This window comes from Brevibacterium sp. Lmc1 (assembly GCF_057654315.1).
This window is the reverse complement of the sequence record NZ_CM172803.1, coordinates 3,051,413-3,073,412: the sequence shown is the minus strand read 5'-3', so window position 1 is coordinate 3,073,412 and position 22,000 is coordinate 3,051,413. Positions and strand designations below refer to the sequence as shown.

General features: G+C 66.0%; 23 protein-coding genes. 15 read left to right on the top strand and 8 right to left on the bottom strand.

The features are described 5' to 3' along the window. Positions 1 to 285: 285 nt before the first annotated feature. Both AC239G_RS13780 and coaA read right to left on the bottom strand, forming a co-directional pair. A complete protein-coding gene (locus AC239G_RS13780; protein ID WP_482400568.1) occupies positions 286 to 2,148 on the bottom strand; it encodes an ABC transporter ATP-binding protein in 1,863 nt (620 codons plus the stop codon). Positions 2,149 to 2,401: 253 nt separating this feature from the next. Beyond that, entirely contained in the window at positions 2,402 to 3,439 is a 1,038-nt protein-coding gene (gene coaA / locus AC239G_RS13775; protein ID WP_025779539.1) for a type I pantothenate kinase, read from the bottom strand. 229 nt (positions 3,440 to 3,668) lie between these two features. Between coaA and glmS the strand changes: the two genes are divergently transcribed. The 3 genes from glmS (at position 3,669) to AC239G_RS13760 (ending at position 6,740) form a co-directional block, all read left to right on the top strand. Then, positions 3,669 to 5,543 carry a glutamine--fructose-6-phosphate transaminase (isomerizing) gene (glmS, locus tag AC239G_RS13770; protein WP_487489067.1) on the top strand — a complete coding sequence of 625 codons (1,875 nt, stop codon included), beginning with the start codon at positions 3,669 to 3,671 and terminating at the stop codon, positions 5,541 to 5,543. Positions 5,544 to 5,616: 73 nt separating this feature from the next. Then, the gene (locus AC239G_RS13765) at positions 5,617 to 6,075 is read left to right on the top strand and encodes a holo-ACP synthase (protein ID WP_259357675.1); all 459 of its coding nucleotides are present in this window, start codon (positions 5,617 to 5,619) and stop codon (positions 6,073 to 6,075) included. Between the two features lie 44 nt (positions 6,076 to 6,119). Continuing rightward, a complete protein-coding gene (locus AC239G_RS13760) occupies positions 6,120 to 6,740 on the top strand; it encodes a DJ-1/PfpI family protein (RefSeq protein ID WP_229664269.1) in 621 nt (206 codons plus the stop codon). A gap of 27 nt (positions 6,741 to 6,767) precedes the next feature. Here the strand turns inward: AC239G_RS13760 and AC239G_RS13755 are convergent, their stop codons facing one another. Then, on the bottom strand, positions 6,768 to 7,181 hold the full coding sequence (locus AC239G_RS13755) for a GNAT family N-acetyltransferase (RefSeq protein WP_259357925.1): 414 nt from the start codon (positions 7,179 to 7,181) through the stop codon (positions 6,768 to 6,770). Positions 7,182 to 7,336: 155 nt separating this feature from the next. Here AC239G_RS13755 and AC239G_RS13750 point away from each other — a divergent pair, with 155 nt between their 5' ends. From AC239G_RS13750 to AC239G_RS13735, 4 genes are all read left to right on the top strand, one after another. After that, positions 7,337 to 7,690: a nucleotidyltransferase family protein gene (locus tag AC239G_RS13750; RefSeq protein WP_482400566.1), complete on the top strand. Its 354-nt coding sequence runs from the start codon at positions 7,337 to 7,339 to the stop codon at positions 7,688 to 7,690. Between the two features lie 5 nt (positions 7,691 to 7,695). Next, positions 7,696 to 7,923 (top strand): HepT-like ribonuclease domain-containing protein, encoded by a 228-nt coding sequence (locus tag AC239G_RS13745; protein ID WP_487489066.1) that lies wholly within the window; start codon positions 7,696 to 7,698, stop codon positions 7,921 to 7,923. Positions 7,924 to 8,047: 124 nt separating this feature from the next. Then, positions 8,048 to 9,364: a M20 metallopeptidase family protein gene (locus AC239G_RS13740; protein ID WP_487489065.1), complete on the top strand. Its 1,317-nt coding sequence runs from the start codon at positions 8,048 to 8,050 to the stop codon at positions 9,362 to 9,364. Positions 9,365 to 9,470: 106 nt separating this feature from the next. After that, positions 9,471 to 11,000: a bifunctional ADP-dependent NAD(P)H-hydrate dehydratase/NAD(P)H-hydrate epimerase gene (locus tag AC239G_RS13735; protein ID WP_420096372.1), complete on the top strand. Its 1,530-nt coding sequence runs from the start codon at positions 9,471 to 9,473 to the stop codon at positions 10,998 to 11,000. A gap of 6 nt (positions 11,001 to 11,006) precedes the next feature. Here the strand turns inward: AC239G_RS13735 and AC239G_RS13730 are convergent, their stop codons facing one another. Both AC239G_RS13730 and AC239G_RS13725 read right to left on the bottom strand, forming a co-directional pair. After that, entirely contained in the window at positions 11,007 to 11,492 is a 486-nt protein-coding gene (locus AC239G_RS13730; RefSeq protein WP_487489064.1) for a hypothetical protein, read from the bottom strand. A 190-nt stretch (positions 11,493 to 11,682) separates the two neighbouring features. Further along, entirely contained in the window at positions 11,683 to 12,360 is a 678-nt protein-coding gene (locus AC239G_RS13725) for a hypothetical protein (RefSeq protein ID WP_487489063.1), read from the bottom strand. Positions 12,361 to 12,512: 152 nt separating this feature from the next. Here AC239G_RS13725 and alr point away from each other — a divergent pair, with 152 nt between their 5' ends. From alr to AC239G_RS13705, 4 genes are read left to right on the top strand one after another with little or no spacing between them, the layout of a single operon-like run. Beyond that, positions 12,513 to 13,727, top strand: a complete 1,215-nt coding sequence (gene alr / locus AC239G_RS13720) for an alanine racemase (RefSeq protein ID WP_181272581.1) — start codon at positions 12,513 to 12,515, stop codon at positions 13,725 to 13,727. Then, positions 13,724 to 14,329 carry a tRNA (adenosine(37)-N6)-threonylcarbamoyltransferase complex ATPase subunit type 1 TsaE gene (gene tsaE / locus AC239G_RS13715; protein WP_487489062.1) on the top strand — a complete coding sequence of 202 codons (606 nt, stop codon included), beginning with the start codon at positions 13,724 to 13,726 and terminating at the stop codon, positions 14,327 to 14,329. The genes alr and tsaE overlap by 4 nt, the downstream gene beginning before the upstream one ends. Further along, positions 14,326 to 15,060, top strand: coding sequence for a tRNA (adenosine(37)-N6)-threonylcarbamoyltransferase complex dimerization subunit type 1 TsaB (gene tsaB, locus AC239G_RS13710; protein ID WP_181272579.1), 735 nt, complete (start codon positions 14,326 to 14,328; stop codon positions 15,058 to 15,060). The genes tsaE and tsaB overlap by 4 nt, the downstream gene beginning before the upstream one ends. Then, positions 15,057 to 15,563 (top strand): GNAT family N-acetyltransferase, encoded by a 507-nt coding sequence (locus tag AC239G_RS13705; RefSeq protein ID WP_181272578.1) that lies wholly within the window; start codon positions 15,057 to 15,059, stop codon positions 15,561 to 15,563. The genes tsaB and AC239G_RS13705 overlap by 4 nt, the downstream gene beginning before the upstream one ends. Before the next feature lie 18 nt (positions 15,564 to 15,581). On the opposite strand, the gene AC239G_RS13700 is transcribed toward AC239G_RS13705, so the two are convergent. Then, complete coding sequence (locus tag AC239G_RS13700) at positions 15,582 to 16,220, bottom strand: biliverdin-producing heme oxygenase (protein WP_181272363.1); 639 nt, start codon at positions 16,218 to 16,220, stop codon at positions 15,582 to 15,584. Between the two features lie 155 nt (positions 16,221 to 16,375). On the opposite strand from AC239G_RS13700, the gene AC239G_RS13695 reads away from it, so the two are divergent. The 4 genes from AC239G_RS13695 to AC239G_RS13680 are packed head-to-tail and all read left to right on the top strand — an operon-like array spanning position 16,376 to position 19,464. Continuing rightward, positions 16,376 to 17,323 (top strand): aldo/keto reductase, encoded by a 948-nt coding sequence (locus AC239G_RS13695; protein ID WP_181272362.1) that lies wholly within the window; start codon positions 16,376 to 16,378, stop codon positions 17,321 to 17,323. Further along, entirely contained in the window at positions 17,320 to 17,847 is a 528-nt protein-coding gene (locus tag AC239G_RS13690; protein ID WP_487489061.1) for an SRPBCC domain-containing protein, read from the top strand. Before AC239G_RS13695 ends, AC239G_RS13690 begins: the two co-directional genes overlap by 4 nt. Beyond that, a complete protein-coding gene (gene tsaD / locus AC239G_RS13685; protein WP_181272360.1) occupies positions 17,844 to 18,923 on the top strand; it encodes a tRNA (adenosine(37)-N6)-threonylcarbamoyltransferase complex transferase subunit TsaD in 1,080 nt (359 codons plus the stop codon). Before AC239G_RS13690 ends, tsaD begins: the two co-directional genes overlap by 4 nt. Beyond that, positions 18,910 to 19,464 carry an NUDIX domain-containing protein gene (locus AC239G_RS13680; protein ID WP_229664235.1) on the top strand — a complete coding sequence of 185 codons (555 nt, stop codon included), beginning with the start codon at positions 18,910 to 18,912 and terminating at the stop codon, positions 19,462 to 19,464. The genes tsaD and AC239G_RS13680 overlap by 14 nt, the downstream gene beginning before the upstream one ends. A 162-nt stretch (positions 19,465 to 19,626) precedes the next feature. Here the strand turns inward: AC239G_RS13680 and AC239G_RS13675 are convergent, their stop codons facing one another. Further along, complete coding sequence (locus AC239G_RS13675) at positions 19,627 to 20,754, bottom strand: glutamate--cysteine ligase (protein WP_139908678.1); 1,128 nt, start codon at positions 20,752 to 20,754, stop codon at positions 19,627 to 19,629. A 147-nt stretch (positions 20,755 to 20,901) separates the two neighbouring features. After that, positions 20,902 to 21,999 (bottom strand): ABC transporter ATP-binding protein, encoded by a 1,098-nt coding sequence (locus AC239G_RS13670; protein ID WP_181272358.1) that lies wholly within the window; start codon positions 21,997 to 21,999, stop codon positions 20,902 to 20,904. Position 22,000 lies beyond the last annotated feature (1 nt).

Below are 22,000 nucleotides of genomic sequence, written 5' to 3'. Positions count from 1 at the left end.
TGTCGCGGTCTTCCGCAGCATATTCGGGCGGGCCCTTGATCGACGTTGAGAGGCGCAGGGTTTGCCGAGTGCGCAGTGCCGCGCCGATCGCCAGTTTCAGAGGGGCCCTGCCGTGGCGACTGCGGGGCGGAACGACCTTCTGCCGCGGCGTTGGCCAGTCAACTGTGCGCAGATTGCACAATTTCGGCTCGAAACCGGCAATCTGCGCACACTTGACTCGAGGAAGTCTCTGACCCTGCGGCGTCGGTGCGGGACTCGCACCGAGAGTGGTTCAGCGTCGCGTACTCAGCTCGAGGCGAACTGGGTGGCGTAGAGCTCGGCGTAGCGGCCGCCGCGACCGACGAGCTCCTCGTGAGTGCCCTTCTCAATGATGCGACCGGCCTCGACGACGAGGATCGTGTCGGCCTGCCGGATCGTCGACAGACGGTGGGCGATGACCAGGGCCGTCCGCCCGTGCATCGCCTGGGCCAGGGCACGCTGGATCGCGGCCTCATTCGTCGAATCCAACGCCGAGGTGGCCTCATCGAGGACGACGATCTCCGGAGACGCCAGCAGCATCCGGGCGATGGTCAGGCGCTGACGCTCGCCTCCGGAGAGACGGTACCCGCGTTCACCGACGACGGTGTCCAGTCCGTCGGGAAGCGCATCGATGACGCCTTTCAGCTGTGCCCGGTCGATGGCATCGAGCATCTGCTCCTCGGTGGCATCGGGATTGACCAGCGCCAGGTTGGCGCGGATCGACTCGTGGAAGACATGTCCGTCCTGGGTGACGACGCCGACGGCCTCGCGCAGATCGGCGAACGACAGATCGCGAACATCGACTCCGCCGATGGTGATCGAGCCGCCCGTGACGTCGTAGAGCCGCGGCAGCAGCGACGCGATCGTCGACTTTCCCGCACCCGAGGATCCGACGAGGGCGACGGTGTGCCCGGCGGGAATCGTGAAGCTCAGGTCATGGAGAACCTGATCGCCGCCGCGGGTGTCGAGCACGGAGACGTCTTCGAGGCTGGCCAAGCTGACCTGCGAGGCGCTGGGGTAGGCGAAGTCGACGTGATCGAACTGCACATCCAACCCGCCGGCGGGCAGGGCCTTCGGCTGCGACGGCTCCTTGAAGTAGGGCACGAGATCGAGGATCTCGAACACCCGCTGGAACGACACCACTGCGCTCTGGATGTCCAGGCGCGCGTTGGCGAGCATCGTCAGCGGCGTGTAGAGCCTGGTCAGCAGCAGTGCCAGGGTCACGACCTGACCGGCGTTGAGGTTGCCGACGACGGCCTGTGCACCGCCGACGCCGTAGACGAGAGCCAGCGCCAGGGCGGAGACCAGAGTCAGCGAGGACACGAACGTCGACTGCAGCATCGCGACCTTGACCCCGATATCGCGGACCTGGCCGGCGCGGTCGGCGAACTCCTCGTTCTCCTGGCGGGGATTGCCGAAGAGTTTGACCAGGGTGGCACCGGCGGCGGAGAAGCGCTCGGTCATGCGGGTCGACATGTCTGCGGAATTGTTGGCCGCTTCGAACTGCAGGGATGCGAGCTTTCCGCTGAGCATTCGGGTGGGGATGATGAACAGCGGCAGCAGCAGGATCGACAGCACGGTCACCTGCCAGGAGATCGTGACCATGACGCCGACGGTCAGGGCCAGGGAGACGAAGTTCGACACGATGCCGGACAGGGTGTTCGAAAACGCCCGCTGCGCACCGATGACGTCCGTATTGAGCCGGGAGACCAGGGCGCCGGTGCGGGTGCGATTGAAGAATGCGATCGGCATCGACTGGACGTGATCATAGACGGCCGTGCGCAGATCGAAGATGAGTCCCTCGCCGATCCGTGAGGACAGGTACCGGTTCGTGATCGAGATGGCCGCATCGGCGATGGCCAACCCGCCGATGGCCACGGCCAGCCATACGACCGTGGACACGGGCCCGCCGCCGGTGATCGCGTTGACGACGTCGCCGGCGAGGACCGGGTTGAGGACGCCGATGCCCGCGGTGAGCACGGACAGCAGCAGGAAGATGATGAGTTTGCGCTTGTGCCGGGTCGCATACCCGGCGATCCGCTTGTAGATGCCCGGTTGGATGCGCGTCTCGGGGGTCTTCTTGCTCTTGACCGAGGAGTACATGAGGTGATGTGCGGATGGCACGCTCATACTGGGTCCCTTTCTGCTGCCGAAACGACCGAGCATGCACGGGGGAGCCCGTGACGGCGCGAGGATCGCTCGCATCCGGCCGCCGCCGTGGGCGGGTGGCCTGCCGGCGGTGAGTAGTTCAGTGCACACTGTGCAACCGCCAGAGCGGTGAAACTATTTCCTCACCGCCCGGCGACTCCCATCACAGGTACCATCGCAAGCTCGCCGAGGCGGCCCGCCCCTTCCGAGGTCCCAGACCCACCAGCGACTCCCGTCACAGCTTCCGCAGCTGCACCTTCCGGATGGTGTGGTCGGAGGATTTGTGGAGCACGAGATCGGCTCGGCCGCGGCTGGGCTGGACGTTCTCGCGCAGGTTCGGGAAGTTGATGGAGTCCCAGATCTCCGTGGCCAAGGTGATCGCCTCGTCGTCGTCGAGCTGCGAGTACCGGTGGAAGTAGGAATCCTCGTCCTGGAACGCACCGTGCTTGAGTTTGAGGAACCGCGAGATGTACCACTGGCGGATGTCACGGGAGCGCGCATCGACGTAGACGGAGAAGTCGAAGTAGTCGCTGATGGCCAAGCCCACGGTCCCGTCCTGACGGGGGCGGGCGGGTTGGAGGACGTTGAGGCCCTCGACGATGAGGACATCGGGGGAACGCACGACCACCTCGGCGCCGGGAACGATGTCATAGGTGTGGTGCGAGTACACAGGTGCACGGACCTCGGGGGCCCCGGATTTCACGGCGGAGATGAACTTGAGCAGCTTGCGCCGATCGTAGGATTCGGGGAATCCCTTCCGCCCGTTGAGGCGGCGACGGTCGAGTTCGGCGTTGGGGTAGAGGAATCCGTCGGTGGTGATGAGCTCGACGCGCGGAGTGTCGGGCCAGCGGGCGAGCAGTTCGCGCAGCACACGTGCCGTCGTCGACTTGCCCACGGCCACCGATCCGGCGACGCCGATGACGAAGGGCGTGCGCTTGGCATCCTGCGGTTCCAACCCGCGTTCGTGCAGCGGAGAGAAGAATTCCCTGGTCAGGTCGTGCTTCGCCCGCCGTGCGGAGACGTAGAGGTTGAGCAGTCGTGACAGGGGCAGATAGACCTGGGCCACCTCGTCGAGGTTGATCCGATCCCCGAGCCCGCGCAGCCGTTCGATATCGCGCTGCTTCAGCGGAAGCGGCGTAGCCTGGGCGAGCGTACCCCACACCTCCCGATCGAACTCCCAGAACGGAGACGTCGTGTCCGGCTCGCTGCGCCGGGCGGTATTGAGGCCGGCGAGCTTGCGCGCACGGTCCAACTGAGGGTCGACATGGCTCATCCCACCATTGTGTCATGCGTCATGTTCGCCACCCGCCCCAGGTCGGCGAAAGCCCCCACCCCCACCGAGGAGCCCCACCCCACCGAGGTGACCGTTCCGTCTCCGGCCCCGTCAGGTGTGCCCCGACCATCCTCTCCCGCGCCCGCGTGCGCGTGCAGTTCGTCACGTTGACCCGATCGTGACTCGCCGGAATACCCGAGATCGGCTATCAGTGCGTAAAATCTCCCTCATGTGTGGAATCGTTGGCTATGTATCCAAGGCCCCCGTTGACAATGCCGACCACTCGGCGCTCGATGTCGTGCTCGGCGGCCTGAAGAGGCTCGAGTACCGCGGCTACGACTCGGCCGGCGTCGCGCTCGTGACGCCCGACGGTCAGCTCGCCTCGGCGAAGAAGGCCGGAAAGTTCTCCGCCCTGACCGAGGAGATCGAGGCCAACCCGCTGCCCGCTGCGCAGACCGGAATCGGCCACACCCGCTGGGCCACCCACGGTGGACCCACCGACCTCAACGCCCACCCGCACCTGGCCGACGGCGGCAAGCTCGCGCTCATCCACAACGGGATCATCGAGAACTTCGCCCACCTGAAGAAGGACCTCGTTGCCGAAGGTGTCGAGTTCCTCTCCGAGACCGACACCGAGGTGGCCGCCGCCCAGCTGGCGAAGAACTATAAGGTGACCGGCGACCTCACCGCCGCGATGCGCAAGACCGCCACCGAACTCGAAGGTGCGTTCACCCTGCTCGCCGTCCACGCCGACGCTCCCGGTCAGGTCGTCGCCGCGCGCCGGAACTCACCGCTGGTCATCGGCCTCGGTGAGGGCGAGAACTTCCTCGGCTCCGACGTCGCCGCGTTCATCGACTACACCCGCACAGCCGTCGAGATCGGCCAGGACGAAGTAGTCACCATCACCCCGGAGACGGTTACGATCACGGACACCGATGGCAACCCCGTCGAGGGTGAGCAGTTCGAGGTCGACTGGGACACCGCCTCGGCGGAGAAGGGCGGCTTCGCGTCCTTCATGGACAAGGAGATCCACGATCAGCCGCAGGCCGTGGCCGATACTCTGCTCGGCCGCCTAGACACCGAGGGCCGCCTGACGCTGGACGAGATGCACATCGATGAGAACGTGCTCAAGTCCGTGGACAAGATCGTCGTAATCGCCTGCGGCACCGCAGCGTACGCCGGTCAGGTCGCGAAGTACGCGATCGAGCACTGGTGCCGCATCCCCACCGAGGTGGAGCTGGCCCACGAATTCCGCTACCGGGATCCGGTGGTCACGGAGAAGACGCTCGTCGTGGCGATCTCGCAGTCCGGTGAGACCATGGACACGATCATGGCCGTCCGCCACGCACGTCAGCAGGGTGCGAAGGTCATCGCGATCTGCAACACCTTCGGCTCGACGATCCCACGCGAATCCGATGCCGCGCTGTACACCCACGCCGGCCCGGAGATCGCCGTGGCCTCGACGAAGGCCTTCCTGTCGCAGGTTGTCGCCTGCTACCTGCTCGGCCTCTACCTCGCCCAGCTGCGGGGCAACAAGTTCCGCGACGAGATCGGCACGATCCTGGGCGAGCTGCAGTCCATCCCTGCGAAGATCCAGCACATCCTCGACGAGACCAAGTCGCAGGTCCTCGCCCTGGCCGACCGCAACCAGGACGTCGGTTCGGTGCTGTTCCTCGGCCGTCACGTCGGCTACCCGGTGGCGATGGAGGGTGCGCTCAAGCTCAAGGAGCTCGCGTACATCCACGCCGAGGGCTTCGCCGCAGGTGAGCTCAAGCACGGACCGATCGCGCTCATCGACGACGGTCAGCTCGTCATCATCGTCGTCCCGTCCAAGCGCGGCCGGGATTCGCTGCATGCGAAGGTCATCTCGAACATCCAGGAAGTCCGCGCCCGCGGTGCGAACACCGTCGTCATCGCCGAGGAGGGCGACGAAGAGGTCGATCAGTTCGCCTCCGAGGTCATCTACGTGCCCGAGACGACGACGCTCATGGCGCCGCTGCTGACGACGGTTCCGCTGCAGATCTTCGCGATGGAGCTGGCCACGGCCAAGGGCCTCGACGTCGACCAGCCGCGCAACCTCGCGAAGTCGGTCACGGTCGAATGATCCGCCTCGGTGCCGGGCACGACAACGGTCGGTCCGGCATCTGAGTCGGTCGGGTATCTGAGGAGGTTCGATTGTGGCGATTCTAGGGATCGGCACTGACATCGCCGACGTGCCGCGCTTCGCGGAGCACATCGAACGCGTGCCTGAACTGCTCGACCGCCTGCTCACTCCCGGTGAGCAGCTCAAACGCAACGGCAAACGCCGGACGGATGCCTCCTTGGCGGCGCGGTTCTCCGCGAAGGAGGCGCTGAAGAAGGCGATCGGCTTCCCCGGATGGCTGCCGTGGCAGTCCGCCGAGGTGGTCCCCGCCAGGTCCGGTGCGCCGAGTTTCCGTCTGCGCGGGCTCGTGCTCGAGCACTTCCGTGCCATCGGCGGAACGAACATCCACCTGTCGATCACCCACGATGCGCACCTGACGATGACCTTCGTCATCGCCGAGGGCGACGGGCCGTCGCTGAGCCCCGGCATCGAAGGTGCCGCTGAGCACTTCACCCATTCGATGTACAAGCGAGTTCTTCGGCCGGAAGACTGAATCCGCGGCAGGAAGACTTACGCTGCAGCTGGGACAATGATTCGATGGACTCAATGACTAGCAATGTGGCGGTAGTGCTCTTCGACGGCTTCGAAGTTCTCGATGTATTCGGCCCCGTCGAACTCTTCAGCCGTCTCCCGGATTCCTTCACCCTCTCCTATGTCGCCGCTCAGCCTGGGCCCGTTCGCAGCGCTCAGGGCATCGAGGTTATCGTCACCGAGTCCTTCGACACAGCGAGCAACCCGGACATCGTCATGGTTCCCGGCGGGATGGGCACCCGGCAGCTGGTCGACGACCGAGCATTCCTCGACCGCCTCGTGAACTGGTCGGCCGGTGCCGAGCTCATCACCTCTGTGTGCACCGGTTCGGCGGTGCTCGCTGCCGCCGGCCTGCTCGACGGGTACCGGGCGACGTCGAACAAGAAGGCTTTCACGTGGGCGTCCGAACACGGCGAGGATGTCACCTGGATACCGCAGGCCAGATGGGTCGAGGACCGGGATCGATGGACCTCATCGGGTGTGGCCGCTGGCATGGACATGACTGCGGCACTCATCACCCATCTCTACGGCGCCGAGGCGGCCGCCACCGTCGCCCGTGAGATCGAGTTGGATATCCACACCGATCCCGATTGGGATCCCTTCGCCGCCCACCACGGGCTGGTCTGAACCGTCGACTTCTTGCACAGTCGAGCATCATCGGGACGCGAGTCTCAGTAGACCAGCATGTGTTCGGCTGAACCCGCACGAATCATGATAGAAAACTTCGAGGTGCGGCTCATAGTCGACATGCACCCATTCGCAGCCGGCGGCTTTGATTTCATGAACGAGAGTCTGGACCAGTCGTTTTCCGATACCACGCCTCTGATGTCCCGGATCAACAATTGTGTCGAGGACGAACGCGTGCACCCCGCCGTCCCAACAGGCGTGGACGAACCCGATCAACTGGTCGTCGGAGAACGCACCGATCCACGTCAGGCTGTGCCGCTTCAGGCGCGCTCCCCACGGTTTCACCTCTCCACCTGAGTGTCCAAACGCTCGTGCATGGAGCGCAGATAGGTGGGCGTCATCAACAGTGAATCGCACACGAAGGTCTATGTCCTGGGCCATGACGATCAGTATGCCGTATCGATCAACATGGTGAGCTTCGCTGAATTCTCTGTCTGCCACCGAGAACCGGGACCCCTGACGCTTCATGAGATCCGTCCATCGCCCACCACCGCGTACGGTTCACGTCCGATGGAGGTGAATGTATTCGCAAGGAAATGTTATATGGCCTGGTTGAGTCGCTCCCGATCTGGGAGAATAGATTTATGGAATCCGCCGTGGTATTCGACACTGACGCAATCAGGAGCGCTTGCGAAAGATTCGGTGTGGAACGGCTTCGCATTTTCGGGTCCGTGCTCACGGATCGGTTCAATCCGGAGACGAGCGACATCGACTTCCTCGTCACTTTTCGACCGGAACGGGACAATCTGTTCCACGACTACTTCGATCTGAAGGCTGAGCTGGAGCGGATCGTCGGACGGCGAGTCGATCTGGTCATGGAACGCTCGGTGAAGAACCCCTTCTTCAAAGCGGCCGCGTTCGAGAGTGCGCGGGATGTCTATGCAGCGTAAGACAGGTGCGCATCTCTGGGATGCTGCTGAAGCGCCTCCGCAGAGACGATGCCGACACCGCTGCTCGTGTGCCCGGACTCGAACGAATCGTTGGGCTGCGGAACGTCCTTGCCCATGAATACGGTGACATCAACTACGAAATACTTTGGTTGGCGACCACAACCGAAATCCCCGGCCTGATCACGATCCTCAATGAGCTCGTCGATGAGGCCAGAGACGCTACAGGACTGTAGCGGCTCCATTGCGAAGACTGCTGATCGATCACTGCCGCCGGAAGAATCACGCGTAGCGCGCGGATTTCCAGGAAGGCTGATCGGTCTCAATCCGCCTGCGCCTGGTGGGTAATAGACTCAGGGCATGAGCTCACTTCCCAACGACACCGACAACACCGCCGCTGCCGACCTCGCCGCCCCCACGATCCCGACCCCCGTCGAGGCGGCCGCCACCCAGGTGCACCTGCCCACCGCCGATGACGCGAACGACATCGCGCCCGGTCTGGTCACCCTGCGCCGTGCCCTGCACGAGAACGTCGAGGTCGGACTCGACCTGCCGGTGACGCAGAAGCTCGTCCTCGACGCCATCGAAGGCCTCGACGTCGAGGTGAGCACGGGGGAGGGGCTGTCGTCGATCGTCGTCGTCCTGCGCGGAGGTGCCCGCAAGGAGGACTCGACCGGGGTCGTGCCCCCCGTCCTCCTGCGCGGGGACATGGACGGACTGCCCGTCACCGAGGCGACCGGATTCGACTTCGCGGCCACTTCGGGGAGGATGCACGCCTGCGGCCACGACCTGCACACCGCCGGGCTCGTCGGCGCACTCAAACTCCTCCACCGCGACCGCGACTCCCTGCCCGGCGACGTCGTGTTCATGTTCCAGCCCGGTGAAGAAGGCTATGACGGGGCCGGGAAGATGATCGACGAAGGCGTCCTCGACGCCGCGGGTCCCCGCGTCAAAGCCGCCTACGGCATCCACGTCTCCGCCGACGCCGACCTCGGCGTCGCCAGCTCCCGTCCCGGGTCGTACATGGCGGCGTTTTCGAAGATGACGATCACCGTGAATGGCAAGGGCACGCACGCCTCCCGCCCGGCCACCGGCAAGGACCCCATCCAGGTCGGTGCGATGCTCGTGGGCCAGCTGCAGGAGTACGTCACCCGCCGCTTCGACATCTTCGACCCGCTCGTGATCACCGTCGGCCAGTTCAACGGCGGCACCGCTCCCAACGTCGTCCCCGACTTCGCGACCTTGGTCGTCAGTGTGCGCACGTTCTCGGAAGCTGTGACCTCCCGCGCCGAGGCGGAGCTGCCTCAGCTTGTCCGTGACCTCGTCGCCGCCCACGGTCTGACCGCCGACGTCGAGTACGAGCAGATCCTGCCGCCGACGATCAACGACGACGCCGAAGCCGAGTTCTTCCTCTCCACCTTCACCGACCTCTTCGGCGAGGAACGGACCGTGCGCAAGGCGAATCCGCTGCCCGGTTCCGAGGACTTCTCCCGTGTGCTCGACGCCGTGCCCGGAGCCTATGGACACTTCGGAGTCGCCCTGCCGAATCTGCCGGTCGAAGAACGCGAAGCCAATCATTCCCCTCGCGCCCGCCACAGCGACGACGGTCTCGCCGACCAGGCTCTGTTCCTCGCTCATCTGGCCGGGCGCCGGCTGGCGCAGCTGTCCGAGGGATGATCCGCTCGACCCCTGGCCTGGACGGTGGAAACGGCATACGGTGCAGGGATAAGTCCCGTGCAGGGCGACGTCGTATCAGGAGCAGAGTTGTGAAGAGGAACAGTCGATGAGCATGTTCGCCTACCCGAGTGAAACCATCAGGGAGGCCGAGAATCCGCTGCTCGAAGCCGGCATCCCGCTCATGGCCAGGGCCGCCCGAGCACTGGCGAACAGTGCGGCCGCCATGCTGAAGGCCGACCACGGACAGGTCACCGGCACCCGCGTGAGTGTACTGGCCGGGCCCGGCAACAACGCCGGGGACGCACTCTTCGCCGCGGCGACTCTGGGAAGGCGCGGTGCCGCCGTCACGGTCATCACCCTCTTCGATCGCACTCACGACGATGGACTGGCCGCGGCACACAGCGCCGGTGCGCAGGTCATCGCGTTCACCTCGGCCGAGTCCGATGCGGCCCGGGCCGACGCTCTGCGGGAGCTCTCCCGGGCCGATCTCGTCCTCGACGGCATCCTCGGCACGGGCGGTCGGCGCGGACTGCCTGACCACATCTCCTCACTTACCGCCGATTGGGCCCCGCACCGGACCGGCCGCCTCATCGCCGTCGACGTCCCTTCCGACCTCGACCCGAACCACACCGGGGCAGAGAAAAGACTCCACGCCGACCGCACTGTGACCTTCGGTGGACTCAAGGCCGAACTCATCGATCCGCGTGTGGACGAGTTCATCGGAACCATCGACGTCATCGATATCGGCCTCGGCCTCGACCCCCGCTCGGCCGCCGCGGAGCTGCTCGATCACGATGATCTCGTCACCGGATTCCCGCGCCCCGATGAGACCGGGCACAAGTACTCCCGCGGTGTCACCGGGGTCCTCGCCGGCTCCGAGGACTACCCTGGCGCGGGCGTGCTCACCACCACCTCGGCGGTGAACACCGGAGCAGGGATGGTCCGCTATCTCGGCTCCCCGCTCGTCGCCGAATACGTCCTCGGCCTCCACCCCGAGGTCGTCAACGCCTCCGGACGCATCGACTCCGTCGTCCTCGGCCCGGGCGACCCCGAACCCGAATTCGTGCAGGGCGTCGCCGAGGCGCTGGCCGGCAACCGCACACCGGTCGTCGTCGACGCAGGCGGCCTCGACATGATCGCCCGCGCCGAATCGATGGCAGGCACCTGGCTGGCCGACCGCCCGCTCATCATCACCCCGCACGCCGCCGAGCTGGCGCGGCTGCTCAGCCGCCTCCTCGGCGAGATCATCACCGCCGGCCGGATCGGGGCGAACCCGATGCGATGGGCGCGGCGAGCCGCGGAGCTGACCGGAGCGATCGTCCTGCTCAAAGGCCATCACACGGTCATCGCCGCCCCCGACGGACACGTCGTTCTGCCCGCGCCGGGGCCGGGCACCCTCGCCACGGCGGGCTCCGGGGACGTGCTCGCCGGGATCCTCGGCACGCTCGCCGCGATCACCGCCGCCCACGGCCGCTATGACAGTGACGATCGGACGCGTCCACCCCGCGAGTGGGCTCGCCTGGTCGGAGTCGGAGTGCTGCTGCACAACGAGGCCGGCCGACGCGCGGTGACCGCGTCCGGATTCGCCGATGCCCTCGCCGAGGTGGTCGGCGAACTCATCCACGGCACTGACTGAATCCGCTCACCCGGTCACGCCGGCGACTTTCCGTGGGTGCATGACGAGCATGGCGGCCACACCGACGGCGACCGCAGACAGATGCGCGACTCGGCTGACGAGGATCACCGCTCCGGGGCCGTCGAGACCGGCGAAGTAAGCGCCGAGATCGGCATCGCCGAACAGCCACATGACGGGTTCGACGAGCAGAGATGCCGTCCCGATCACGCCGAGCCCGACGAGCAGGACGATCCGAGCCCACTGCCTGCCGCGAGCGAATCGGAGGATCACGACGGCGACGAGGGCGTAGACGGCCAGGCGGATGACCACCGCCCCCGCATTCTCCGCGAGGTCGGTGAACGGCCACAGATGTGCGGCCATTTCGACGATTCCGGCCGCCAAAGCGGTGAACAGCGCCGTCACCGCCAGGCGTCTGGGCGTCCAGGCCCCCTGCCGCTCGTGTTCGTCTGTCTGTTCAGTGGATAATTCTGTCTGTCGACCGGTTCGTTCCATGTCGCTGTCCTCCTCGTCGGTGAGTCCCATATGAGCCGGGTGTCCAGCTCGGAGTCATCACCAAGAGGTAGCGAATCACCGCCCGGCAGGTAGTTCCTGAGGGGGATGCCGCCGGGCTGCGAAACGCGCCGAACAGGCGGAATGGTTCGAACAGCCGGGACATGCCGAACAGCCGGAACGGCGCCGAGCCTCAGTGGATGAGGATCTGCGTCTTCGTCGAGCCCTCCCACTTCATCGCCTTGACGAGACTGGACTCGTACATCGACACACAGCCGGCGGTCTTCATCGACTCCGTGTTCGCATGCAGGAAGATCGCCGATCCCTTCCCCAGTGTGCGAGCCTCGTTGTAGCCGATGACCTGGGCATACTTGTACGGCTTCGGCTGGTAGAGAGATTCGCCCTTGTACCCTTCGGACTTCCGCTGCATCGTGTTGTAGCCCTCGGCCTTCGTCGCGTCACCGTCGACCCAGACATGATCGCGGGTGACCTTCGTCCACGGCTTGCCCAGCCCGGGATTCGCCGAGGTGCCGAAGCCATCGCGCATCCAGAACACACCCTTCGGGGTCTTGCCGTCACCTTCCCGTTTGCTCGACGTGGTGCCGTTGTAGCCGAGGCGGGCCTTGAACGGGCCGCTGTCGCGGACGTACCGGTCGCCGGACTTCTTGCACAGGTAGATATCGGCGGTGATCGTCGACCGCTGCTTGACCTCGATGGCCTTCGCGGCCGTCACCGAGCTGTTCGACTCGACGCCGGTGCAGTACTTCGCGGCCGCCTCGGCAGGACCGGTCTGTCCGATCACGGTGAGGCCTGTCGCAAACAGGACGGCCGCGACCACCATCGCGAGGATGCGGGCTGGTGTGGTGTGCATGATGTCTCCTTCTTCATCGAATGGCTCGTCGAGCCGGTCTTCGCCGAACACGTCGTCGGCTGCACCTGCGACACCGGCGCCAGAGCCGAATGTCGCGGGGGATCAGCGTAACGAAGGTGCTGGTCGACGGGGGTCGGCGGTAGTCTTATCCAGTGACATCTTTCGACATCCCCGAGGCTCTCGTACGGGCCGAGATCGACGAGGCAGCCCTGTGCGACAACGCCGCCGTCCTTGCCGATCGGCTCTCACCCGCCCGCCTCAAATGCGTCGTCAAAGCCAACGCCTACGGCCACGGCATCGACCTCGTCGCACCCGCTCTCTTCTCGGCCGGGTGGCGCGAGTTCTGTGTGGCCACGATCCCCGAGGCCCTTCGCCTGCGCAGCCTGCTCGGCCCCGAAGCGCAGATCCTCGCATGGCTCTACGGACCGACCACCGACCTCGACGAGGCGGTGCGAGCTGACATCGAACTGGGAATTTCGACGGTCGGGGCCCTCGACCGACTCGCCGAGGCGGCCCGCCGCACCGGCGTCACAGCCCGAGCCCATCTCAAGATCGACACCGGACTCGGCCGCAACGGTCTGTCCCCGGAAGCGCTCGTCCGTGCCTTCGACTGGCTGCGCCGCCACGCCGAAGACAGCCACACCGACGACTCCGGGAACCCCGAGGCCGGCGCCGATATACGCATCGTCGGAATGATGAGCCACTTCGCGGTCGCCGACGAACCCGAACGCCCCGAGACCGCGGCGCAGAGCGCGGTCTTCTCCTCCGCCCACGGGCAGCTGCGGGCCGTGCTCGACGCCGCGGACGGCCGCCTCGGCGAATCGGATGACCTGGATGTGCACATCGCGAACTCACCCGGAGCGCTCACTCTGGGACCGTGCCCGGGCACCTCGGCGAGGGTGGGGCTCGCCCTCTACGGTCTGTCCCCGCTCGAAGACGGAGATCCGGCGGCTCTCGGGCTCCGGCCGGTCATGCGGCTGACCTCCAGCGTCATCAATCTCAAGGACATTCCCGCAGGTCACGGCGCCTCCTACGGGCTGACGTTCACCGCCGCGACCGACACCCGGTTCGCGCTCGTGCCCGGTGGGTACGGGGACGGACTGCCGCGGGCAGCCTCGAACCGCGCCGAGGTGGCCATCCGGGGTCGTCGTTACCCCGTCGTCGGGCGTATCGCCATGGATCAGATGATCATCGACATCGGTGCCGGCAACGATGAGGTGGCCATCGGCGACGAGGTCGTCATCTTCGGCCCCGGTGGGCCGAGTGCGGCCGAATGGGGGACCTGGGCGAACACGATCAACTACGAGATCGTCACCCAGCTCAGCGCCCGCGTCGACCGGGTCGCCCGGAAGGGAGACGGGCGATGAGGGTCCATCTCGAATCCTTGGAGCAGATGCGCACGTTCGCTGCGGCCCTGGCCGACCATCTGCGCGCCGGTGACCTGCTCATTCTCACGGGCAACCTCGGAGCGGGGAAGACGACGTTCACGCAGTCGCTGGGCAGAGCCCTCGACGTGGCCGGACGGATCACGTCGCCGACGTTCGTCATCGCCCGCGAGCACCCATCGCGCTCGGGCGGACCCGCCCTCGTCCACGTCGATGCCTACCGGTTGGCCGACGGGGAGGAGCTCGAAGATCTCGACCTCGACTCCGAACTGGACGAGTCGATCACGGTCGTCGAGTGGGGAGCCGGCCTGGCCGAGCAGCTCAGCAGCGATCACCTCGACATCACCATCACCCCGGTGTGGGATGAAGCCGCGGGGGATGATGACTCGGTCGGTGTGGACGACGAGGATGAGGTGGAGGACGAACGACGCACCGTCGACCTCGTTGGTCGCGGGGATGCCTGGATCGATCGGATGCCGCAGGTTGTGGCCACTGTCTCGGCGCTGGCAGGCGTGCGAGTCGACGACCCGGCCTCTGCAGATCTGCCTGCCGAGGACTTCGCGGATGAGGGAGACGAATCATGATCGTTCTGGCCATCGACACCTCGCAGTCGGCCTCTGTGGCCCTCGTGGATACGGACACCGGTTCGGTCATCGCGGCCGAACAGGCCGATGACCAACGTCGACACGTTGAGTTCATCGGTCCTGCGCTCGCCGGCGTGCTCGCCGAGGATGCCCAACCCGAACTCGTCGTCGTCGGCATCGGACCCGGACCCTTCACCGGTCTGCGGGTGGGCATCGCCTCCGGAATCGCCGTCGGTCAGGCTCGTGGGATTCCTGTCAAGGGACTGCTGTCCCAAGCCGCGATCGTCGAAGAGTTCGTCCGCAGGGCAGAAGGCTCCCCAGCACTTGCGTCGGAGGTCGCGTCGCCCGCCGCGACCGAATCCGTTCGCCCCGTCCTCATCGCTTCGGACGCCCGCCGCAAAGAGGTCTATTTCAGCGTCTACGACTCCGCCGACGCCACGCTGAACGCCGGGCCGTTCGTGGCCAAACCGGCCGAGGTTGCTTCAGTTCTCGCCGACAACGGCTACCGGCTCGATACGATCGATCAGAAGCTCGGCCGCGGATTCCTCCTCTATCCGGACGTCCTCGGAGCGTCGAGCACCGAGTCCATCACCGATCCTCGTGCCGAATATCTTGCCCTCGCGGCGGCACGGGAACTCGCCGCCGGTCGAGACCTTGCCGACCCGATCCCCGAATACCTGCGCGAACCCGATGCGAAAGCAACCCCGGTACGCGAGAGCTCATTGAAATGACCTCCACGACCATTGCCGAGCTTCCCTGGTGGGACCTCGCCGAGGTGGCCGACCACGACGCGGCGATCTTCGGACCCACAGCCTGGACGCTCGGCTACTACTGGTCGGTCAAGGCGCAGAACGGCACGGTCATGCTCGCCGCCAGGACCGCATCGGCGGGGGAAACGGATGTGGACGGCACAGCCACGGATAGTGAGTTCACCGCCTCGACGGGGGAGCTGGCAGGGTGGATCGTCATGTCGGGGGCCGGTGCGGAAGCCGATGTGATGACGATCGCCACCACCGAGGCGGCACGCGGCACAGGCATCGGTCGTGCCCTGCTGCAGGCCGGAATCAATTGGGCGAAGGACCGTGGGTCCGAGATCGTCCACCTCGAGGTCGACGAACGCAATGCTGCGGCGTTGGGGATGTACGCATCTTTCGGGTTCGAGGAATGGGGGCGGCGCCCGGACTACTATCCGGGCGCCGCGGGAATTCTCATGCGTCTGCGGATCGGCGACTGATCCTTCTCAAATCGCGCCCTAGGCGACGGGAACCGCGCGGTTATCAGTCGCCTCGGTGAGGTCGACGAGCAGCGCTCCATTGAGTCGGAACGCTTCCATCGTCTCGTCGACGACGATCTGCTCGTCACCGCCGGTTGCCGCAACCTGGTCGAGGAGTCGGCGGTAGGCGTCCTTGTACGGCTTCGTCTTGCCGAGCTCGGCGAAATCCCACATCGTCAGCGAGGTCGCCGGCAGACTGTAGTGCCGGCCCATGAGGGTGCCGATCGCCTGACCGCCGGAGAGGTCGCCGAGGTAGCGCGTGTAGTGGTGGGCGATGACCTGCTCGGCCCGTTCGAGCCCCGCCAAGTGCGCAGCATAGGCGGTGGCACTGGGCATGACAGGCAATTCGGTGCCGTCGAGCGCGGCCAGATCGGCGGCGATGCGGTCGGCCCGGAACAGATGGGCGTCGAAGAACGGCGCGAAGACCGGATCCTCGGCGAACTCCCGTGACTTCGACTCGAGCACGCCGTAGATGACGTCGTACTGCTTGAGCAGGAGAGCGTAGGCCCTTGCGTCGAGCCGTCCTTCCATGAGGTCGACCATGAACGTGGTGTGTTCGACCTCGTCGTGGATGGTGGCGGTGCTGGCCTTGAGGCGAGCGGAGAACGGTTCAGACATGATGTTTCCTTGGGGGAGTGCGGCCAACCGAATGCTGGTCTGCCGCCGAGGCGGCGTGATCGGCATCATTGCGTATCTATAGCTTAGCCTAACCTGAGTTCCGGGAGACGGTCCTGCCCCGAAGCAGTGGAGGTCAAACGGGTAGTCTGGAGGGTATGACACGTGTGCAATTGGCAGATACCGATCTCTTCGTTCACCCTCTTCAGCTGGGCGGCAACCCCTTCGGTTGGGGTGCGGATCGGGATCAGAGCTTCGCTGTTCTCGACGCCTATGCCGAGGCCGGCGGAAACTTCATCGACACCGCCGACGCGTATTCGGCCTGGGTCGAGGGGAACTCGGGCGGAGAGTCTGAGACGATCATCGGCGAATGGATGAAGGCTCGCGGCAATCGCGACGAGATGGTCATCGCCACCAAAGTCGGCATGCACCCGAAGGGGCATGGCCTCGATCCGGCGAACATCCGCAACTGCGTCGACGACTCGCTGCGCCGGCTCGGCACCGACCACATCGACGTCTACTATGCCCACAGAGACGATGATGACGTCGACCAGGTCGCCGTCGCCGAGACCTTCGACGCGCTCGTCCGCTCCGGCAAGGTCAGCTACCTCGGGGCATCGAACTTCAGCCTCGAGCGACTGCAGAAAGCCCGGAAGATCTCGACGAAGTTCTCGCTTGCCTGCTATCGAGTCGTCCAAGACCGGTTCAACCTCGTCTCCCGCGCCGCCGTCGATCCGCAGAAGCAGGCGTACCTGCGATCTGAGGGCATCGCCGAACTGCCCTTCCACTCACTGGCCTCCGGTTTCCTCACCGGCAAGCACACCGGCGGCGACGCCACCGGCAGCGTCCGCGGTGACCGAGTCGCCGATTTCGTCGACGACCAGAAAGCCCTCGGCGCCCTCGAAATCCTCCACGATGTCGCCGCCAACCACGGAGTAACGATGACGGCCACGGCCATCGCGTGGCAGCTCACCCACGATTTCATCCCCTCGACGATCGCCTCGGCGCGCGTGCCCGAACAGCTCACCGAGCTGCTCGCCGGAACGGAGATGCAGCTGAGTCCTGATGAGAAGGCGGCCCTCGACGGCGCTTGGGAGGAAGCATGAGTGGGACCAGCCCGCGCCTGGTCACCTGGGAGAACGGCACCGACCTCGTCATCGAGCTGCTCCTCGAGCGTGACGTCGAAACGGTGTGGAACGCACTGACCGATGCCGAGAGTGCACGGGCCTGGTTCGCGCCGTTCCGCCTCGGCGAGGATGGAGAGACGCGCACGATCACGTTCGCGCTCGAGGACATCGACCTGAACGGATCCGTCCTCAGCTGCGAGGACTTCGACCACGTGCTGCTCGAACTCGACGACTTCGGAGTGCTCGGCCTCCGCGTGCTGCCGATCGAGGGGGAGACCGGTCACGAGACCCTGCTCGTGCTCACCCATACCGCGCCCGATGCCGAGACCGCCAGCGGTCAGGCCGCCGAAGTGGGGCCGATGTGGGACACGCATCTGCGCCTCTTCGCCCGCACCCTCGGTATGGACATCGCCGAGGTGACCGAACCCGAACTCGTGGCCATCTACTCCGACCTCGACCTCGAAACCGCGGAGTCTGCCGACGCCCCGGAGGACGGATCATGAGCGACCCACTCGTCCTCGGCATCGAATCCTCGTGCGACGAAACCGGGGTCGGCATCGTCCGCGGGCGCACGCTGCTGACGAACACCGTCTCCTCGTCGATGGACGAGCATGTGCGCTTCGGCGGGGTCGTGCCCGAAGTCGCCTCCCGCGCCCATGTGCAGGCCATCGGCCCGGCCATCGCCTCTGCCTGTGAGACCGCCGAGGTGGAGCTGTCCGAAATCGACGCCGTCGCGGTGACCGCCGGACCGGGTCTCTCCGGTGCGCTCATGGTCGGGGTCGGCGCGGCCAAAGGACTTGCCGCGGCGCTGGGCAAACCGCTCTACGGAGTCAACCATCTGGCCGCTCACGTGGCCGTCGACCTCGTCGCCGAGGACGTCGACGGATTGACCACTCCCACCATCGCCCTGCTCGTCTCCGGTGGGCACACCGAGATTCTGCGCATCGGCGACCTCGTCGAGGACATCGAACTCCTCGGCGCTACGATCGATGACGCCGCAGGTGAGGCCTTCGACAAGACCGCGCGCCTGCTCGGGCTTAACTATCCCGGCGGACCGAACATCTCGAAGGCTGCTCTCGGCCTGCTCGACGGCACCGGGATCCCCGGCGACCGGAAGGCAGTGAGATTCCCGCGCGGACTCGCGAAGAAGCAGGACCTGCGCGACCCCGAGCGTCGGTATAACTTCTCGTTCTCCGGGCTGAAGACCGCAGCCCTGCGTGAGGTGACGAAGGCCGAGACTCTGGGCGCGGACCTAAGGGTGGCCGATATCGCCGCCGGGTTCGAAGACGCTGTCGTCGACGTGCTCGTGACCAAGACTCTGCTCGCTGCGGCTGACACCGGCATCAACCATGTCGTCCTCGGTGGGGGAGTGGCCGCGAACTCGCACCTGCGTGAAGTGCTCTCGGCTCGCTGCGCCGAGGCGGGCGTGACTCTGCGCGTGCCGCCATTGACACTGTGCACGGACAATGGAGCCATGGTCGCAGCTCTCGGTGCGGAGCTCGTCTCCCGCGGAATCGGACCGAGTGACCTGTCCTTCGCCGCCGTCTCCTCTTTGGATGTCGATCATGTCCTCGTCTGAGAGCGACCCGAACAGCGCCGCCGAACGGAACGCACAGGCGGCGAAGTCAACGCGCCTGCCTGCCGGTCGGCCGCCTCGGCGATCGGGTGACGGGTGGACGTATGGGTCCGATGGGAAGAAGCATTGGGGTCTCAACGGGGCCGCGGGGCTCATGCTCGTCGATCCCGAGCGCGGGGTGCTCATGCAGCACCGGGCGCTGTGGTCGGTCGAAGGTGGGACCTGGGGATTCCCCGGCGGCGCCCGCGATATGGGCGAGTCGGCGGTCGAGGCCGCGGTCCGGGAGTCCTGGGAAGAGGCCGGGGTGCCCGACCAGGATGGATCGGGCATCGAGATCCTCGAGACGCACATCCTCGACCTGGACACCTGGTCGTACACGACGGTGATCGCGAAGACCCTGCGCCGCTTCGACGCTGTCATCAATGACCCCGAGAGCATCCAGCTGTCGTGGGTGCCGCTGGACGAGCTCAACGACTACGAACTGCACCCGGGAGTCGCCTCCGCGCTGCCGACGCTCTTGGAGCTGCTCCGACCCCATCTGTGAGCTCGGCTCGCTCGCCGTTGGGGCTGTGCCTGCGGGCCCACGTGTCTCCTGTGGGTGGATCCGTCTCGAAATCTCCTTGCGAATCGTGGTGGATCCACCCCTAGGACGCATGAGGGGCTGATGCGGCCGCGGGTGGGCGCAATCGAACCCGGAAGAGCCGCCTCAGCTGTAGGAGTTGCGGAGGTCGCCGATGAGCGAGCGGGTCACCTCGGTGAGCGAACCCGTGGTGCCGAAGACCTTCTGCAGGCGCTGGTAGGGCACGCCTCGTTCGATGATCGAGGTGATCGAGTGCAGCTCGTCGACACAGCCGAGGCGTTCAGCGACGGGCGAGAGTCGTTCGATCTCATCGGCGAGACATTCGGTGACGAGACGCTCGTCGGCCGCGGCGTTCTCGATGATGATCGCGTCCATGCCGTAGCGGGCGGCGCGCCATTTGTTCTCGTTGTGGAACCAATCGGGCATCGTCGGCAGGGTCTCACCGGCGTCGAGGCGTTCGGACATGTCATCGACGAGGCACTGGATGAACGCGGTGACCGCGAGGATCTCCTCGAGGGTCGGCAGTCCGTCGCAGACACGGACCTCGACGGTGCCCCAGTGCGGGGCCGGCCGGATGTCCCAGCGGATCTCGTTGATGTTGTCGATGATCCCGGTGGTGAGCATATCGTCGACGTACTTCTCGTAGTCCGCCCACTGATCGAACTGGAACGGCAGACCGGCCGTCGGCAGCTGCTGGAACATCATCGCTCGGTTCGAGGCATAGCCGGTGTCCGTGCCGCCCCAGAACGGAGACGATGCGGACAGTGCCTGCAGGTGCGGGACATAGGCGAGCAGTGCGTTGACGATCGGCAGCACCTTGTCGCGCGAGTCGATGCCGACGTGGACGTGGACGCCGAAGATCAGCATGTTCCGGCCCCACCACTGGGTGCGATCGACGAGTTCGAGATAACGGTCCTTCGCGCGGACCTCCTGCGACTGCCACTGCGCGAACGGGTGGGTGCCCGCCGACATCAGTTCGACACCGCGTGCCTCGGTCAGCTTCCGCAGCGCCCCGATCGAAGTGGCCAGATCCTCGGCGACGGTCGACACCTGTTTGTGCACGCCGGTGACGAGCTCGATGGTGTTCGTCAGCATCTCTCCGACGATGTGCTTCTCGTACTCGGGCGCATGCTCGGCCACATCGGCCAACAGAGTCTCGGCAGCCGGGGTCAGATCCAGGCTGCGAGAATCCAGCAGAGCCAGTTCCCACTCGACACCGAGGGTGGAGCGGGGAGAGCGTGCGAAATCGACCATGATCCGATCATAATCGCGCACGCCCGATTCCCCTGACTCAGCGGCGACTTTCGAGCTGTGTGATGCCCCGCATTCCCCCGGCGAGGCGGCGCCGCCGTCCCGCGGTGCGCTCGCCTCCGTCGGCGCGCCGGTCACGAGGTCCGCCGGTCACGCGGCGCGGCGTGTGTCCTCGGCCAATCGGCTGCCCGAATCGGTGTCGAAGAGGTGCAGGCGCGCGGTATCGGGAGCGACGCGCACGGTGTCCCCGCGGCGGATCGTCGACCGACCGGCGACGCGAGCCACCACTGTCTTCTCGCCCGAGGCCAGGACCGCTCGACCGTGGACGTAGGCATCGGCGCCGAGCTCCTCGACGAGATCGACGGTGACCTCGAGGCCTTGCGTCTCGGTGACCTGCAGATCCTCCGGACGGATGCCGACGGTGACCGTCTCACCGGTGACCTGCTCACGCTGTTCCGCGGTCAGTGAGAGTTCGACATCGCCGAGGCGCAGCGACGTGCCCTCGACCGGCACGTCGACGAGGTTCATCGCCGGCGAGCCCATGAAGCCCGCGACGAAGAGGTTCGCCGGTCGATCGTAGAGGTTCGCGGGAGTGTCCACCTGCTGCAGCCGGCCATCGGCGAGGACCGCGACCCGGTCGCCCATCGTCATCGCTTCGACCTGATCGTGGGTGACGTAGACGGTGGTGACGCCGAGGCGGCGGGTCAGCGAGGCGATCTGTGCGCGGGTCTGCACCCGCAGCTTCGCATCGAGGTTCGACAGCGGCTCGTCCATGAGGAAGACCTGCGGGGACCGGACGATGGCACGCCCCATCGCCACTCGCTGTCGCTGCCCACCGGACAGCGCCTTCGGCTTGCGGTCGAGGTACGGTTCCAGGTCGAGCAGCCGGGCGGCTTCCTCGACGCGCTGATCGCGTTCCTGCTTGGCGACTCCCGCGATCTTCAGTGCAAAGGCCATGTTCTCGCGCACGCTCATATGCGGGTAGAGCGCATAGTTCTGGAACACCATCGCAATATCGCGTTCCCTGGGGGAGAGGTCTGTGACATCGTGGTCGCCGATGCGGATGTGACCGGAGTCGACGGGTTCGAGCCCGGCGAGCATGCGCAGGGTCGTCGACTTCCCGCAGCCCGAGGGGCCGACGAGGACGAGGAACTCCCCGTCGGCGATGTCGAGGCTGACCTCGTCGACGGAGGGTTTGAGTGCCTCGGGGTATTGACGAAGTGCTTTGTCGAAGGTGACTGTGGCCATT

What these genes read in the sequence shown, in the direction of transcription:
- AC239G_RS13780 (WP_482400568.1), bottom strand. Translation starts at nt 2,148, where the DNA reads ATGAGCGTGCCATCCGCACATCACCTCATGTACTCCTCGGTCAAGAGC.
- coaA (WP_025779539.1), bottom strand. Translation starts at nt 3,439, where the DNA reads ATGAGCCATGTCGACCCTCAGTTGGACCGTGCGCGCAAGCTCGCCGGC.
- glmS (WP_487489067.1), top strand. Translation starts at nt 3,669, where the DNA reads ATGTGTGGAATCGTTGGCTATGTATCCAAGGCCCCCGTTGACAATGCC.
- AC239G_RS13760 (WP_229664269.1), top strand. Translation starts at nt 6,120, where the DNA reads ATGGACTCAATGACTAGCAATGTGGCGGTAGTGCTCTTCGACGGCTTC.
- AC239G_RS13755 (WP_259357925.1), bottom strand. Translation starts at nt 7,181, where the DNA reads ATGGCCCAGGACATAGACCTTCGTGTGCGATTCACTGTTGATGACGCC.
- AC239G_RS13750 (WP_482400566.1), top strand. Translation starts at nt 7,337, where the DNA reads ATGTTATATGGCCTGGTTGAGTCGCTCCCGATCTGGGAGAATAGATTT.
- AC239G_RS13740 (WP_487489065.1), top strand. Translation starts at nt 8,048, where the DNA reads ATGAGCTCACTTCCCAACGACACCGACAACACCGCCGCTGCCGACCTC.
- AC239G_RS13735 (WP_420096372.1), top strand. Translation starts at nt 9,471, where the DNA reads ATGAGCATGTTCGCCTACCCGAGTGAAACCATCAGGGAGGCCGAGAAT.
- AC239G_RS13730 (WP_487489064.1), bottom strand. Translation starts at nt 11,492, where the DNA reads ATGGAACGAACCGGTCGACAGACAGAATTATCCACTGAACAGACAGAC.
- AC239G_RS13725 (WP_487489063.1), bottom strand. Translation starts at nt 12,360, where the DNA reads ATGCACACCACACCAGCCCGCATCCTCGCGATGGTGGTCGCGGCCGTC.
- tsaE (WP_487489062.1), top strand. Translation starts at nt 13,724, where the DNA reads ATGAGGGTCCATCTCGAATCCTTGGAGCAGATGCGCACGTTCGCTGCG.
- tsaB (WP_181272579.1), top strand. Translation starts at nt 14,326, where the DNA reads ATGATCGTTCTGGCCATCGACACCTCGCAGTCGGCCTCTGTGGCCCTC.
- AC239G_RS13705 (WP_181272578.1), top strand. Translation starts at nt 15,057, where the DNA reads ATGACCTCCACGACCATTGCCGAGCTTCCCTGGTGGGACCTCGCCGAG.
- AC239G_RS13700 (WP_181272363.1), bottom strand. Translation starts at nt 16,220, where the DNA reads ATGTCTGAACCGTTCTCCGCTCGCCTCAAGGCCAGCACCGCCACCATC.
- AC239G_RS13695 (WP_181272362.1), top strand. Translation starts at nt 16,376, where the DNA reads ATGACACGTGTGCAATTGGCAGATACCGATCTCTTCGTTCACCCTCTT.
- AC239G_RS13690 (WP_487489061.1), top strand. Translation starts at nt 17,320, where the DNA reads ATGAGTGGGACCAGCCCGCGCCTGGTCACCTGGGAGAACGGCACCGAC.
- tsaD (WP_181272360.1), top strand. Translation starts at nt 17,844, where the DNA reads ATGAGCGACCCACTCGTCCTCGGCATCGAATCCTCGTGCGACGAAACC.
- AC239G_RS13680 (WP_229664235.1), top strand. Translation starts at nt 18,910, where the DNA reads ATGTCCTCGTCTGAGAGCGACCCGAACAGCGCCGCCGAACGGAACGCA.
- AC239G_RS13675 (WP_139908678.1), bottom strand. Translation starts at nt 20,754, where the DNA reads ATGGTCGATTTCGCACGCTCTCCCCGCTCCACCCTCGGTGTCGAGTGG.
- AC239G_RS13670 (WP_181272358.1), bottom strand. Translation starts at nt 21,999, where the DNA reads ATGGCCACAGTCACCTTCGACAAAGCACTTCGTCAATACCCCGAGGCA.